Consider the following 14071-nt stretch of genomic DNA (forward strand, 5'->3'; position numbering starts at 1 on the left):
GAGAATCCGATGGGACAAGAATCGCTGCTGCGCCGCGGTGTCGGCGTATTCAACACCGGCGTGGTTGCCCTGACCAAGGCACCCGTCATCGGCAAACTAATGGGCAAGGCCTTCGCCCAGATCACCTACGTCGGCCGCCGCTCGGGCCGCACCATCAGCACCCCCGTCAACTACCGCCGCTCCGGCAACGAATACCTCATCGGCGTGGCCATGCCGGACAAGAAGACCTGGTGGCGCAACTTCCTGGGCGAAGGCGCTCCCGCCACCCTCCGCATCGACGGCATCGACCACCCCGGCCACGCCATAGCCCACCGCGACGACCGCGGCGGAGTGTCCGTCCGCTTCCGACCGGAGTAGCGCATCCGCCCGAGTCGACACCATGTGAACCGGACGAGCTCGCCCGAAACGCCGAACGGCGCCGCTCCCAGGGGAGCGACGCCGTTCAGGTAGTGCAGTGGGTCTTACCGACTCACTTGATGATCTTCGTGACGCGACCGGCACCGACGGTGCGGCCACCCTCGCGGATCGCGAAGCGCAGGCCTTCGTCCATGGCGACCGGCTGGATCAGCTTGACGCTCATCTCGGTGTTGTCGCCGGGCATGACCATCTCGGTGCCCTCGGGGAGGGTAACGACGCCGGTCACGTCCGTGGTACGGAAGTAGAACTGCGGGCGGTAGTTGTTGAAGAACGGGGTGTGGCGGCCGCCCTCATCCTTCGACAGGATGTAGGCCTGGCCCTCGAACTCCGTGTGGGGAGTCGTGGTGCCCGGCTTGACGACAACCTGGCCACGCTCGACATCTTCGCGCTTGATGCCACGAACCAGCAGACCGACGTTGTCGCCCGCCTGGCCCTGGTCGAGCAGCTTGCGGAACATCTCGATACCGGTGACGGTGGTCTTGGTCGACTTCTCACGGATGCCGACGATTTCCACCTCCTCGTTCACGTTCAGGATGCCGCGCTCGATACGACCGGTGACGACGGTGCCACGACCGGTGATCGTGAAGACGTCCTCAACGGGCATCAGGAACGGAAGCTCGGTCTCGCGGACCGGCTCCGGGATCGCCTCGTCGACAGCGTTCATCAGCTCGACGACCGACTCGGTCCACTTCGGGTCGCCCTCGAGCGCCTTCAGACCGGAAACGCGCACGACCGGCGCGTCCTCGTCGAATTCCTGCGAGGCCAGCAGTTCGCGGACCTCCATCTCGACGAGCTCGAGGATTTCCTCGTCATCGACCATGTCCGACTTGTTCAGCGCGACCAGGATGTAGGGCACGCCGACCTGACGGGCGAGCAGCACGTGCTCGCGAGTCTGCGGCATCGGGCCATCGGTGGCCGCGACCACCAGGATGGCGCCGTCCATCTGCGCCGCACCGGTGATCATGTTCTTGATGTAGTCCGCGTGGCCCGGGGCGTCGACGTGCGCGTAGTGGCGCTTCTCCGTCTGGTACTCGACGTGGGAGATGTTGATCGTGATACCACGAGCCTTCTCCTCCGGCGCCTTGTCGATCTGATCGAACGCGAACGCGTCGTTCAGGGTCGGGTACTTGTCAGCCAGCACCTTGGTGATCGCTGCAGTCAGCGTGGTCTTGCCGTGGTCGACGTGACCGATGGTGCCGATGTTGACGTGCGGCTTCGTCCGCTCGAACTTCGCCTTCGCCACTGTGGGTCCTCCTGGACTTGTTGGTGCGTGCATTTGCAGCAGTGCGTGTGTCATCCCCACTGGGGGTGGGGACCGGGTTTTTTCTTGACGGCCAGCACTTGCGGTCCAGTGTGTCACTGGACCGCAAGAGGGTTTTATTCGCCGGTCGCCTTAGCGATGATCTCCTTGGACACGTTGGCCGGAACCTCCGCGTACTGGGCGAACACCATGGAGTAGTTCGCGCGACCCTGGGTCTTGGACCGCAGGTCACCGATGTAACCGAACATCTCCGAGAGCGGAACCAGCGCCTTGACGACACGGGCACCACTGCGTTCCTCCATGGCCTGAATCTGGCCACGGCGGGAGTTGAGGTCGCCGATCACGTCGCCCATGTATTCCTCGGGCGTGATGACCTCGACCGCCATGAGCGGCTCGAGGATCACCGGACCGGCCTTGCGGGCCGCTTCCTTGAGGGCCTGCGAACCCGCGATCTTGAACGCCATCTCCGAGGAGTCGACGTCGTGGTACGCGCCGTCGAGCAGGCTGACCTTCAGGTTCACCAGCGGGTAGCCGGCGAGCACGCCGTACTGCATGGCATCCTGGGCGCCCGCGTCGACCGACGGGATGTACTCACGGGGCACGCGACCGCCGGAGACCTTGTTCTCGAACTCGTAGGTCGCGCCGTCTTCGCCGACGAACGGCTCGAGGGCGATGATGACCTTCGCGAACTGGCCGGAGCCACCCGTCTGCTTCTTGTGGGTGAACTCGTGCTTTTCGACCTTCTTGGTGATGGTCTCGCGGTAGGCCACCTGCGGCTTGCCGACGTTGGCCTCGACCTTGAACTCGCGACGCATACGGTCGACGAGGATGTCGAGGTGGAGCTCGCCCATGCCGCCGATGACGGTCTGGCCGGTCTCCTGGTCGAGCTTGACCGAGAACGTCGGGTCTTCGCGCGCCAGCTTCTGGATCGCGGTGCCGAGCTTCTCCTGGTCGGACTTGGTCTTGGGCTCGATCGAGACCTCGATGACCGGATCCGGGAAGGTCATCGACTCGAGGACGACCTGGTTCTGCGCGTCGGACAGGGTGTCACCGGTGGTGGTGTCCTTCAGGCCGATGACCGCGTAGATGTGGCCCGCCGAAGCCGTGGCGACCGGCATCTCCTTGTTGGAGTGCATCTGGAACAGCTTGCCCAGACGCTCCTTCTTGCCCTTGGTCGAGTTGACGACCTGGGCGCCGGAGGCAACCTGACCCGAGTACACACGCACGTAGGTGAGTTCACCGAAGAACGGGTGCACCGCGATCTTGAACGCCAGGGCCGCGAACGGCTCGTCGACGTTGGGCTTGCGGGTGACCAGCTCTTCTTCCTTGTTGGGCACGTGGCCGGTGGTGGCCTCGACGTCCAGCGGGGAAGGGAGGTAGTCGATGACCGCGTCGAGCATGGGCTGAACGCCCTTGTTCTTGAACGCGGAACCACACAGCACCGGGTACAGCTCGGAGTTGACCGTCATCTTGCGGATGGCGCCCTTGATCTCCTCGATGGAGAGATCCTCGCCACCGAAGAACTTCTCGAGCAGTGCCTCGTCGGACTCGGCGACGGTCTCGAGCAGTTCCTGACGGTACTGCTCGGCCTTCTCCTTGAGGTCGGCCGGGATCTCGACGACTTCGTACTCTTCGCCGAGCTTGGTCTCGCCCTTCCAGACCTTGGCGTTGTTCTCGACCAGGTCGACGATGCCCTCGAAGTCGTTCTCAGCGCCGATCGGCAGCTGGATCACGAGCGGACGAGCGCCGAGACGGTCCTTGATGGTCTGCACGGTGAAGTAGAAATCCGCACCGAGCTTGTCCATCTTGTTCACGAAGCAGATACGCGGCACGTCGTACTTGTCGGCCTGACGCCACACCTGCTCGGACTGGGGCTCGACACCCTCTTTGCCGTCGAACACCGCGACCGCACCATCGAGCACGCGCAGCGAACGCTCCACCTCGACGGTGAAGTCGACGTGCCCGGGGGTGTCGATGATGTTGATCTGGTTGTCTTTCCAGAAGCAAGTGGTAGCCGCGGAGGTGATGGTGATACCACGCTCCTGCTCCTGCTCCATCCAGTCCATCGTGGCCGCGCCATCGTGAACTTCACCGATCTTGTACGTGATACCGGTGTAGAACAGGATGCGTTCGGTTGTGGTGGTCTTGCCCGCATCGATGTGGGCCATGATGCCGATGTTGCGGACCTTGTTCAGGTCGGTGAGCACGTCCTGTGCCACGAAATTCTCCCTTTTAAGTGACGGGCCGGACTATCACCAGCGGTAGTGCGCGAAGGCCCGGTTCGACTCGGCCATCTTGTGGGTGTCCTCGCGACGCTTCACAGCGGCACCGAGGCCGTTGCTGGCATCGAGGAGCTCGTTGGCCAGACGCTCGACCATGGTCTTCTCGCGACGGGCGCGGGAGTAGCTGACCAGCCAGCGCAGCGCGAGGGTGTTGGCGCGGCCCGGACGGACCTCGACCGGCACCTGGTAGGTGGCGCCACCGACACGACGGGGCTTCACCTCGAGGGCGGGCTTGACGTTGTCCAGCGCGCGCTTGAGGGTGACGACCGGATCGGTGCCGGTCTTCTCACGCGCCTGCTCGAGTGCGCCGTAGACGATGCGCTCGGCGGTGGACTTCTTGCCGTCCATCAGGATCTTGTTGACCAGCTGAGTGACCAGCGGGGACCCGTAAACCGGGTCGTTGATCAGCGGACGCTTGGGTGCGGGGCCCTTGCGTGGCATATCAGCTCTTCTCCTTCTTGGCGCCGTAGCGGCTGCGCGCCTGCTTGCGGTTCTTCACGCCCTGGGTGTCGAGCGAGCCACGGATGATCTTGTAACGGACACCGGGAAGGTCCTTCACACGACCGCCGCGGACGAGCACCATGGAGTGCTCCTGCAGGTTGTGGCCCTCACCGGGGATGTACGCCGTGACCTCGATCGCGCTGGTCAGGCGAACACGCGCGACCTTACGGAGCGCGGAGTTCGGCTTCTTGGGGGTGGTGGTGTACACGCGAGTGCACACACCACGACGCTGCGGGCTCCCCTTCAGGGCCGCAGTCTTGGTCTTGGTGACCTTGTCGCGGCGACCCTTGCGGACCAGCTGGTTGATGGTTGGCATAGACCGGCTTTCCTTATTGGTAATTGCGCTTGGTGTGCAGTGTCTTGCAGTTCATCGAGCTTTCACTCGCACGTCAGACCACGTTTCCCTTAACCCGTGGTCGGGCGTGTCGCTGTGGCGCTCAGTGCCCTTTTCAAGGCACGTCGGAACATATCGGCCGCTTTCGCTGGCCTACGTTCACACACGAACTTGCCCGTAGCAATCCGGGCACAGGGATCTACGATACCCGCGTGCCCGATTCGGGGTCAAAGCGGGGGGCCGCGTCAAGCCTTCTACCGGGCGAGATCCAGAGTGAGCTCCACCAATTTCTGGGCACCCGCGCACGGATCGGGGTGTGCCGAGCCGGGCCGGTAGTTGATCCACCAGCCGACGACGCCGACATCGGCGGCCGGCGCGGTGACGCCGCAGGAGTCGTTGTCGCCCGGCCGACGCACCTGCAGCGCCCTGCGGCCCTGCACGGTGATGTCGCCGGAGAGGTAGCCCAGCTTGTCGTTGGTGGTCTTCTCGTTGTTCAGGGTACCCATCTCGTACCAGTTGAGGCTGACCATGGCTCCCCCACCAGGTGCGTCCTCGATGTCCCACATGCAGACGGCACCGCTGAAGGAGGGACTGACGAGCATGGCGTTGCCGACGATCTCGCCGATCTTGTCGGCGGCCACCACCTCGCACTCGCGCAGCAGCTTGTCGAAGTCGGTATTGATCGACTCACCGCCGCCACCCTGACCCAGCGGCTGGGCGCTGCCCTCGATCTTCTCACCGCAACCTGCCAGCGTGAGGGTGAGGATCAGCGCGGCCGCGACCTTGCCCGCCCTCACTGCAGCCGTCCCACGGTCAGCTCGGCCAGTTTCCTGGTCCGATCGCACGGGTTGCCGCCGACGGCGAAGAGGCCGGTGGACATCGACCATTCGAAGAAATCGTCGTCGAGTTGCACAGCGAGGTCACAGACGGTGCCCTGCGGGTCGAGCGCCATGAAGCCGGAACGGCCGCCGACGTCGATGGTTTCCGGTTCACGGCCGACGCTGGACACCCACGCCTTCTCACGTTCGATCGGACTGCCCCGGTACGAGGCGAAAGTGACGCTGGGCGAAGACAATCCGGCCGCCTGCCAGTTGCAGCCGGTCGCGTTCTTATAGACCCGCGCGATCTGACCGAGGCCGGCGAGGGTGCGCACTTCGTCGTCGGTGACATGACCGCACTCGCCCACGAAGGGGCCGAGTGAGGCGACCTTCGGTGGTGGTCGGTTGGGCCCTGTCGGCGTATCGGAGTCGCCCCCCGATCCGCACGACGTCAGCATGACGACCAAGGTCATACCGGTGATGATCGCCGAGGGGATCCGCATGCCATGAACTCTAACCGGCGGTGCGGTCCGGTCACAGATTGCCGCGGGCCTCCTGTTCCCGTTCGATGGCCTGAAAAAGGGCCTTGAAGTTGCCTTTTCCGAAACCGAGTGAGCCGTGTCGCTCGATGAGTTCGAAGAACACGGTGGGGCGATCGGTGAGGGGGCGGGTGAAGATCTGCAGGAGGTAGCCGTCTTCGTCGCGGTCGACCAGGATGCCTCGGCGCTGGAGTTCGTCGACCGGAACGCGCACGGCACCGATGCGCGCACGCAGCTCGGGATCCTCGTAATAGGTGTCGGGTGTAGCGAGGAATTCGACGCCCTCGGCGCGCAGGGCGTCGACGGTGGTGAGGATGTCGCCGGTGGCCAGCGCGATGTGCTGCACGCCGGGGCCGCGGTAGAACTCGAGGTACTCGTCGATCTGAGAACGCTTGCGGCCCACGGCCGGTTCGTTGAGCGGGAACTTCACGCGGTGGTTGCCATTGGCGACGACCTTGCTCATCAGCGCGGAGTACTCGGTGGCGATGTCGTCGCCGACGAACTCGGCCATGTTCGTGAATCCCATGACGCCGCGGTAGAAGTCGACCCAGCGGTCCATCATGCCGAGTTCGACATTGCCGACCACGTGGTCGATCGCCTGGAATACGCGCGGGCCCGGCTCGCGGGTCGAGGTGCGCGCGATATAGCCGGGGAGATAGGGGCCCACGTAGTCGGAGCGGTCGATGAGGGTGTGCCTGGTGTCGCCGTAGGTGGCCAGTGCCGCGGAGCGGACGGTGCCGAATTCGTCGGTCTCGTCGTGGGGTTCGGTGAGGATCGTCGCGCCGTGCTCGCGGGCCCAGGCGATGCAGCGGTCCACGTCGGGAACCTCGAGCGCGATGTCGACGATGCCGTCGCCGTGGCGGTCGTGGTGGGCGACGAGTGGACTGTCGGGGTCGACCGCGCCGGTGATCACGAACCGCGCTCCGCCGCTGCGCAGCACGAACGACTTGTGGTCGCGATTGCCGGTCTCGGGCCCCGAGTACGCCTCGAGCCGCATGCCGAACGCGGATTGCAGGAAGTGGGCGCTCTGGGTCGCGTTGCCGACAACCCAGACGAGTGCGTCCCACCCGATCACCGGAAACGGATCGACACTGTCGTCGTGCTCGATCAGCCCGACGAGCTGCTGCTCAATGGTCATGACCTAGGAAATCGCGTCACGTCGCAGGTGGGCAACTACCCCATATTTGCCTGAACAGGCTGGCTCGAGAAGCCACCGAATACGCATAAATGGTGGACAATTTGAATAGCAACCGGACACGGAGGTCTTCTCATGCGCACGCCCGCGAAATTGGATGAGCTCGACCTGGCGATCCTCACCGCGATGCACGAGTTCCAGAAAGCCGGAATTCTCGAGCTGTCGCGGCGGACGAAGGTCGCGCGGGCGACGGTGCAGGCGCGGATCAACCGGATGGAGGAATCCGGGGTGATCGCCTCCTACGATCCGCAGATCGACGTCACCGCAGCGGGTTTCGATGTCCAGGCGTTCGTGACGCTGGAGATCGCGCAGGGAGCGCTCGACCTGGTGAGTGCGGAGCTCGCGGCGATTCCGGGGGTGATCGAGGCGTACGCGACGACCGGGTCCGGTGACGTGCTGTGCCGGATCGGAGCCGATTCACATGCCGGGTTGCAGGCGGTGTTGCTGAGCATCGATCGGACCGGGTCGGTGGTGCGGTCGCACAGTGTGGTCGTGCTGTCGACGGTCATCGCGCACCGCACGATGCCGTTGCTGCACACCTTGACTCCGGCGGGCACCGCGAAGGCACCCGCGTACCGGGATCACCGCTGAGAATTCACGGCCGGGGTTTCCGGCCAGGAGCCCTTATCGGGCAGGGGTCGTCATTGCCTGGCGAGGCGAGTCAGTAGGCCGTGTACGTGGGCTTCCGCCGCCGCGCGGGCCGACTCGGGGTGGCCGGATTCGAGGGCTTCGACGATGCGGCGGTGTTCGCGCAGGGCGACGCGGCGGTTGCGGGCCGAGCACCACAGGTCGCCGCGGTACAGGTGGGCCTGGGCCTCCAGGCGGGCCAGTTCGTCGACGACACACGTGTTGCCGGAGGCGTCGCGGATGAAGGTGTGGAATTCCAGGTCGAGCTGGGCGTCGCGCGCGGGGTCGACCGGGTCGTCCAGGTGCGCGAGCTGTGCGGTGACGATGCCGGTGAGCTTGTCGAGGTCGGCCTCGGTGAGGCGGGTGGCGGCCGCGGCGGCGGCGAGGCCGTCGAGGACGGCGCGGACCGCGAGCACATCGCGGATGCGGTCGTCGTCGACGGCGGCCACCTTGGCCCCGGCGTGCGGCGCGCTCACCGCGAGACCCTCATAGATCAGCTGCTGCACCGCTTCCCGGACGGGGCTGCGGCTGACCCCGAGCTCGGTCGCCAGCGCGGGCACGCTCAGCGATCGGCCCGGGGTCAGCTCGCCGGACAGGACCATCTGCCTGATCTGGCGATGGACAGACTGGCCGAGCAGCGAGGCTTCGGTCATCGCAGAATCTTCTGGCATGCTCGGGCGCCCTGCGTGGTGACGCGGGCTGCCTCCTCCGGGCGCTGACCGCTCATGCCGTGTCCTTTCCGTTGGTTGCGCTGATTATCCCTGGGGCCGGTAGTTCGCCTGCACCCGCTGAGTCAGGAAGTCCGCCGCTGTGACGGGCGGATACTTGCCCGCCGGCCCTTGGATGACGGCGTCGCGGTCGGCCTGGGCGAAGTAGGCGATGCTGTAGCGCTCACCCTGGTACTCGCCCTCGCCGGGGCTGCGCACGCGGTGGAAGTTCGACGGCAGCAGGTCGTCGCTCCAGCGGGTGAGCATGTCACCGATATTGCAGGTGATCAGGCTCGACGACGCCGTGATGGAGGTCCACTGCTGCTCCGCCATCTCCTTGCCGGGGCACACCTGCAATCCGCCCTGTCCGTCACGCTGGAAAAGCAGTGTGAGGCAGTCGAAATCGGTGTGCGCACCGGCCCGCCAGCGCCCGGGGACGCCGCGCAGTTCTTCGGGAACGGCGAAGTAGTGCAGCAACCGCAAGGCGCTCTGGTAGCTCGCGGAGCCGGGATCGTGTGCGGCGGTGAAGTGTTCGCGTTCGAGGCCGAGGCGGTCGGCGAAGCAGGACAGCACCCGCATCGCCACTGCCCAGGCTCGACTCTCGAAATCGAGGACGCGGGAGCGGAATCCGGCCAGCTCGGCCTCACTGGGCCACAGCTCGTCCATGTGCGGCCGGGTGATCTGGTAGGACTCCTTCTGGTCGGGCACGCCGATGGACGGGCGTACCTGGCTCAGGCTCTCCCAGCCCGCGTTGTTCTTCTTGACCAGGGGGTATTGGCCCTTGACCGCCTCGGGGAGGGCGAAGAAATCGGCTGTGGTGGCGAACATCTCGTCGATCAGGTCCTGCGCGATGCCGTGGCCGGAGAGCTGGAAGAAGCCGATCTCGGTGGCGGCGGCCCACAGTTCCTCGGTGATCTCGGCGCGCCGGTTCTCGAAGTCGGTGAGGTCGATGACGCGGATCTCGCGGTCGGTGGTTTCCTTGCCGAGGCCGCCCATCTGCTTCTCGCGCGAGACTTCGGACAGGTCGTAGCTGGTGGTCATGGGTGTCTCCTTATCCGGTGACGGAAATGGCGGGGTCGAGGAATTCCTTGGTGACCAGGTCCTTCGCGGTTAGGCCATGCGGTACGTTCGCGCCGCCCGCGCGCAGGATGGGCCCGAATTCGTCGATGATGCGCTGGACGCGGGCCTCGTCGAAACTGCCCAGCACGCCGTCGGTGTCGTTGCCGATCAGGCCGCCGTCGATGAGGGCCTTGGAGCCGAATTCGGCCAGTTCGGCGCTGTAGGGGCTGAGCTTGGGGTTCTGTTCGACCACGTCGACCACGATGTCGTTGACGTGGGTGGGATCGGCCTTGAACGACGCGGTGGCTCGCTGGATCATCGGCACCAGCTTCTGCAAGCACGGGCGCAACTCGGCGAGCTTGTCGGCGCGCACATTCACGGTGCGGGCATAGCCCTCGTAGCCGACATCCTTGAGCAACTGGTAGCCGACCGGCTTGTTCCAGGCCCGCACTTCGTGCTCGTAGGTGAAGGGTTCGGCGTTGACGAAGCCCTGCTGGGCGAAGGACGGATCGGTGACGAAGCGCGAGGGCGAATTGTCGTAGGAGGCGTCGACCTGCGCCTTCTGCACCAGCCCGCGGGCGACGAGCCAGTCCGGGTAGAGCTGACCCTTCGACACCACGACAGGCTTGCCGGACTTGCCGATATCGGCGATGCCCCGCCAGTCGGGATTGGTCTCCGGATCCCACATCAGCATCTGCGGGCTATTGCGCAGCAGGGTGGTGACGGCGACGATCGGCTGCTGACCGGCGGCGGCGATGGCGTGCTCGGAATGGGCGAGGCCGAGGGTGATGCTCTGGTCGACATACATCTGCGACGGCACGGTCTGGAAGCCGATGGCCGGGCCGCCCGCGCGGATCTCCAGCCGCACGCCGGTGTCCTTGCCGTCGGCGACGAGCGGGCCGGTGATCTTGTTGTTGTCGGCGTCTACCTGGTAGCCGGGGCCGAGCAGACCGAAGATCGGGCCGGAGTCGGTTTCCGGTGCCCACTGGAGCTGGACCACCACGGTGGCGGGGCAGGCGCCGGCGAGTTGTTGTTCGGCCGGTGCCGGTTCGAGCGCGACGACGGGTGCGTCGGTGGTGTCGTCGGAACAGGCGGCCGCGGTGCCTGCCAGCAGCACGGCCAGCGCGGCAAAACCTAGGCGGCGCAGGGGAAGTGTCTTCATGGTTGTCCTTGGAGGCTATTGGGCGGAGTTGTGCCAGCGACCGACGCTGACCTTCTGGATGACCGTGAACACGGCGAACACGAGCACGCCGAACAGGGCGGCCAGCAGCAGCGCACCGATCAGGTCCTCGGATTGCAGGCGGGCGCGGTAGGTGTCGAGCAGGGTGCCGATGCCGGGTTTACCCTGCGCGAAGAACATGTCGCCGATGATCGCGCCGGTGACGGACAGTCCTGCGGCAGTGCGCAATCCGGTGAGCGTCGAGGGCAGCGCGGCGGGCAGTTGCAGCGACCAGAGGCGGCGCAGGCGGCCCGCTCGGCCGAGGGTGAACAGTTCTTGGAGATTGCCGTCGACGGATTTGATGCCGAACAGCGTCATCGCGATGATCGGGTGGATCGCGATCAGCACACACACGGTGGTGCGGGCGGCGAACCCGTAGCCGAGCCACAAGCCGATCAGCGGAACCACTGCGAGCACCGGGATCGCCTGCAAGACCACCGCGTACGGGTAGACGACGTTCTCGATCGGCTTGGCCTGGCTCATCAGCACCGCGATCGCCACCCCGAGCACCGCCGAGATCAGCAGGCCGGTGATCGCGACCCTGGCGGTGACGGCCAGCGCCTCGAGCATCACCTCGAGCTTCTTCGGATCGGCGAGCGATTCGCTGAAGACAACGTGCGGCGGCGGCAGCAGGAAGCGGCGGCCTTCGCTGAGGATCAGCATCGACACCGCGTACCAGGCGGCCAGCGCCAGGGTGATCGAAATGGTCGGCGCCACCAGGGCACTGCCGAATGTGCGCAGTCGCACGGTCGGCAGCCGCAGCTTCGGCGTGGCAGGGACCCGAGCCGCGACACTCACCATCAGGCAGCCTCTTTCAACGAGCGCGAGATGCGCGAGACGAGTTCGGTGAAGGCGGGTTCGAAGCGCAGTTCGCGTTCCCGCGGGTAGGGCAGATCGACGTCGATCACCTCGTGGATGCGGCCCGGCCTGGCCGACATCACCACCACGCGCGAAGCGAGGAACACGGCCTCGGAGACCGAGTGGGTGATGAACAGGGCGGTGAAGGCATTGTCGCGATAGAGGCGAAGGAGCTCCTCCTGCATGTTCAGCCTGGTCATCTCGTCGAGCGCGCCGAACGGTTCGTCCAGGAGCATCAGCCGCGGTTCCAGCGACAGCGCCCTGGCCAGCGAGACGCGCATGCGCATGCCGCCGGAGAGCTGGCTCGGCAGCTTGTTCGCGAAGTCGGCAAGGCCGACGGCTTCGATCGCTCGCTCGACCCGTTCGCGGCGCGTCGTACGGTCGACGCCGGCCAGCTCGGCCGAGAGTTCGACATTGCGGCGCACCTTGCGCCACGGCAGCAGCGTGGCCTCCTGGAAGATGAAGCCGATCGAATTCGTGCGCACCGCAACGGCTCCCGAGCTCACCGGTTCGAGACCGGCCGCCAGGCGCAGCAACGTGGACTTGCCACAGCCGGACGGGCCGACCACCGCGACGAACTCGCCTTCGCGGATGTCGAGGTCGACGTCGGTCAGGGCGAGCGTGCCCGCTTCGCCGCCGAAGCGCTTGCTCACTCCGGCGAAGGAAACCTCCATGCCGGACAGCAGCGTCCTCGCGTCGGCGTCGTTCACCGTGTCATAGAGCGTCACCGTGATCACCTTCTCCCGCGGTGTTTCAGTGTTGCGTGCAACCTTTGAGTGGATTCAGTTTGAACTAGCTTGATTACATGCAATATGGCGCTCGTTTCTGAATTATTAATATTCATCGCATGCGGATCAGACGCTGCGCGAGATCCTGGTGATCGACGCGAGTGCTCGCGCCGTCGCGGATCACGGCCTCGCCGTCGACCCACACGGCGTCGATCACGCGCGACGACGCGGCGGTGAGCAGGGTGGCGCCGGGGTCGAGAACCGGCAGGCAGGCGAAGTCGCGATCGAAGCGAACGAGAGTGAGGTCGGCGCGGTCGCCGATCGCGATGCCGGTGTGCGACGGGCGGCCGAGTACCCGGCCCGCGGCGCCGGTCGCCATCCGCAGCATCTGTTCGAAGCCGAGCAGGTCGGCCCTTTTGTGCGACGCACGCTGGAGGTACGCGCCGATCCGGAGAGCGAGCAGCATGTCCTGGGTGTCGTTGCTCGCGGCGCCGTCGACACCGAGCGTGACGTCGATGCCCGCCGCGAGCATCTCCGGAACCGGGGCGACGCCACTGCCGAGGCGCATGTTGGAGACCGGGTTGTAGGAAACGGCGACACCGCGCTCGGCGAAGACCTTGCGGCCGTGGTCGTCGAGGTTGACGCAGTGCACGGCCAGGGTGCGGTCCCAGAGGAAGCCGCTCGCGTCGAGGTAGTCGACGGCGCAGGCACCTGCATGCAATCGGCACATGTCGTCGTCGGTGGTGGTCTCGAGAACATGGATCGACACCGTTTTGCCGGTGGCCTGCGCGTACTCACGAGTGGTCGCCATGCCGTCGGGGGTGAGGCAGCGCGGGTTGGGGACGGCGAGAGCGGTGCTGATGCGGGTGCCCACCAGCTGCTTGTCGAGCTCGTCGACGTGGGCGAGTGCCTCGTCGAGCGGTTGGATGAGGCGCGGGTCGAGGCCCCATTTGCGGGTGATGTCGGCGCGGTCGGCGATGCCGCGTCCGAGGACGACCCGGATGCCGAGTTCGCGCAGCGCGCGGATCATCGCCTGGTGGACCGCGTCGGACGGGTTGGGCCACAGGTGTTCGACGACCGTGGTGACACCGCTGCGCAGCAGTTCCAGACCACCGGCCAGCGCCGAGAGATAGGTCTGTTCCGGAGTGGCGGCCACGGTGTGTTCGCCGACGCACCGCAGCCATTCCAGCAGCGGCAGCCCCTCGCCGGCGCCGCGCAGTACCGCCTGTTGCAGGTGGGTGTGGGTGTTGACGAAACCGGGGAGCAGGTAACCACCGCCGCCGTCGAAACGGGGTAGGTCCGTGTGTTCCGGCCCGGCTCGCAGGGCGATGACGACGCCGTCGCGGACCACCACTTCGCCGGGCGTCCAGCCCTGCTCGGTGTAGACGATGACGTCGGTGATGACGACGGACGCGGCGGATTCCATGCGCGCACCTCTTTCGGGATGCGGCTGGTTAGCGCGCCGGATTCAGCGCAGCACGTCGTCCGTTGCAGCCATGAACGTCGTGAGGACGACCCTAGGATCC

The 14071-nt window shown here is 65.9% G+C and carries 15 protein-coding genes; 2 read left to right on the forward strand and 13 right to left on the reverse strand.

Annotation, left to right across the window (positions count from 1 at the left end; all coding sequences use genetic code 11):
- The first annotated feature begins 9 nt into the window (after positions 1–9).
- Positions 10–357: a nitroreductase/quinone reductase family protein gene (locus ACFWO8_RS03450; protein WP_378941036.1), complete on the forward strand. Its 348-nt coding sequence runs from the start codon at positions 10–12 to the stop codon at positions 355–357.
- 112 nt (positions 358–469) lie between these two features.
- Here the strand turns inward: ACFWO8_RS03450 and tuf are convergent, their stop codons facing one another.
- The 7 genes from tuf to hppD form a co-directional block, all read right to left on the reverse strand.
- Positions 470–1660, reverse strand: coding sequence for an elongation factor Tu (gene tuf, locus ACFWO8_RS03455; protein ID WP_378941038.1), 1191 nt, complete (start codon positions 1658–1660; stop codon positions 470–472).
- Between the two features lie 134 nt (positions 1661–1794).
- Positions 1795–3897, reverse strand: a complete 2103-nt coding sequence (gene fusA, locus ACFWO8_RS03460; RefSeq protein ID WP_378941040.1) for an elongation factor G — start codon at positions 3895–3897, stop codon at positions 1795–1797.
- 33 nt (positions 3898–3930) lie between these two features.
- A complete protein-coding gene (gene rpsG / locus ACFWO8_RS03465; RefSeq protein WP_056814216.1) occupies positions 3931–4401 on the reverse strand; it encodes a 30S ribosomal protein S7 in 471 nt (156 codons plus the stop codon).
- A gap of 1 nt (position 4402) precedes the next feature.
- Positions 4403–4777, reverse strand: coding sequence for a 30S ribosomal protein S12 (gene rpsL / locus ACFWO8_RS03470; RefSeq protein WP_056814220.1), 375 nt, complete (start codon positions 4775–4777; stop codon positions 4403–4405).
- A 272-nt stretch (positions 4778–5049) separates the two neighbouring features.
- A complete protein-coding gene (locus tag ACFWO8_RS03475; protein WP_378941042.1) occupies positions 5050–5592 on the reverse strand; it encodes a DUF3558 domain-containing protein in 543 nt (180 codons plus the stop codon).
- Entirely contained in the window at positions 5589–6116 is a 528-nt protein-coding gene (locus ACFWO8_RS03480) for a DUF3558 domain-containing protein (protein WP_378941044.1), read from the reverse strand. Before ACFWO8_RS03480 ends, ACFWO8_RS03475 begins: the two co-directional genes overlap by 4 nt.
- A gap of 31 nt (positions 6117–6147) precedes the next feature.
- Positions 6148–7290 (reverse strand): 4-hydroxyphenylpyruvate dioxygenase, encoded by a 1143-nt coding sequence (gene hppD, locus ACFWO8_RS03485; RefSeq protein WP_378941046.1) that lies wholly within the window; start codon positions 7288–7290, stop codon positions 6148–6150.
- 132 nt (positions 7291–7422) lie between these two features.
- Here hppD and ACFWO8_RS03490 point away from each other — a divergent pair, with 132 nt between their 5' ends.
- Positions 7423–7938 (forward strand): Lrp/AsnC family transcriptional regulator, encoded by a 516-nt coding sequence (locus ACFWO8_RS03490; RefSeq protein WP_378941048.1) that lies wholly within the window; start codon positions 7423–7425, stop codon positions 7936–7938.
- 50 nt (positions 7939–7988) lie between these two features.
- Here ACFWO8_RS03490 and ACFWO8_RS03495 read toward each other — a convergent pair whose 3' ends face one another.
- The 6 genes from ACFWO8_RS03495 to ACFWO8_RS03520 all read right to left on the reverse strand — a co-directional run bounded on the left by ACFWO8_RS03495 (position 7989) and on the right by ACFWO8_RS03520 (position 13971).
- Entirely contained in the window at positions 7989–8627 is a 639-nt protein-coding gene (locus ACFWO8_RS03495) for a GntR family transcriptional regulator (RefSeq protein ID WP_378941050.1), read from the reverse strand.
- Between the two features lie 102 nt (positions 8628–8729).
- A complete protein-coding gene (locus ACFWO8_RS03500) occupies positions 8730–9722 on the reverse strand; it encodes an isopenicillin N synthase family dioxygenase (RefSeq protein WP_378941052.1) in 993 nt (330 codons plus the stop codon).
- A 10-nt stretch (positions 9723–9732) separates the two neighbouring features.
- The gene (locus tag ACFWO8_RS03505; RefSeq protein ID WP_378941054.1) at positions 9733–10902 is read right to left on the reverse strand and encodes a nitrate ABC transporter substrate-binding protein; all 1170 of its coding nucleotides are present in this window, start codon (positions 10900–10902) and stop codon (positions 9733–9735) included.
- A gap of 15 nt (positions 10903–10917) precedes the next feature.
- Positions 10918–11760: an ABC transporter permease gene (locus ACFWO8_RS03510; RefSeq protein ID WP_378941056.1), complete on the reverse strand. Its 843-nt coding sequence runs from the start codon at positions 11758–11760 to the stop codon at positions 10918–10920.
- Positions 11760–12545 carry an ABC transporter ATP-binding protein gene (locus tag ACFWO8_RS03515; RefSeq protein WP_378941058.1) on the reverse strand — a complete coding sequence of 262 codons (786 nt, stop codon included), beginning with the start codon at positions 12543–12545 and terminating at the stop codon, positions 11760–11762. Before ACFWO8_RS03515 ends, ACFWO8_RS03510 begins: the two co-directional genes overlap by 1 nt.
- A gap of 112 nt (positions 12546–12657) precedes the next feature.
- Positions 12658–13971, reverse strand: coding sequence for an amidohydrolase family protein (locus tag ACFWO8_RS03520; RefSeq protein ID WP_378941061.1), 1314 nt, complete (start codon positions 13969–13971; stop codon positions 12658–12660).
- Positions 13972–14071: the final 100 nt, after the last annotated feature.

The organism is Nocardia sp. NPDC058480 (assembly GCF_042720495.1).
In the GTDB taxonomy this organism is placed as follows: Bacteria; Actinomycetota; Actinomycetes; order Mycobacteriales; family Mycobacteriaceae; genus Nocardia.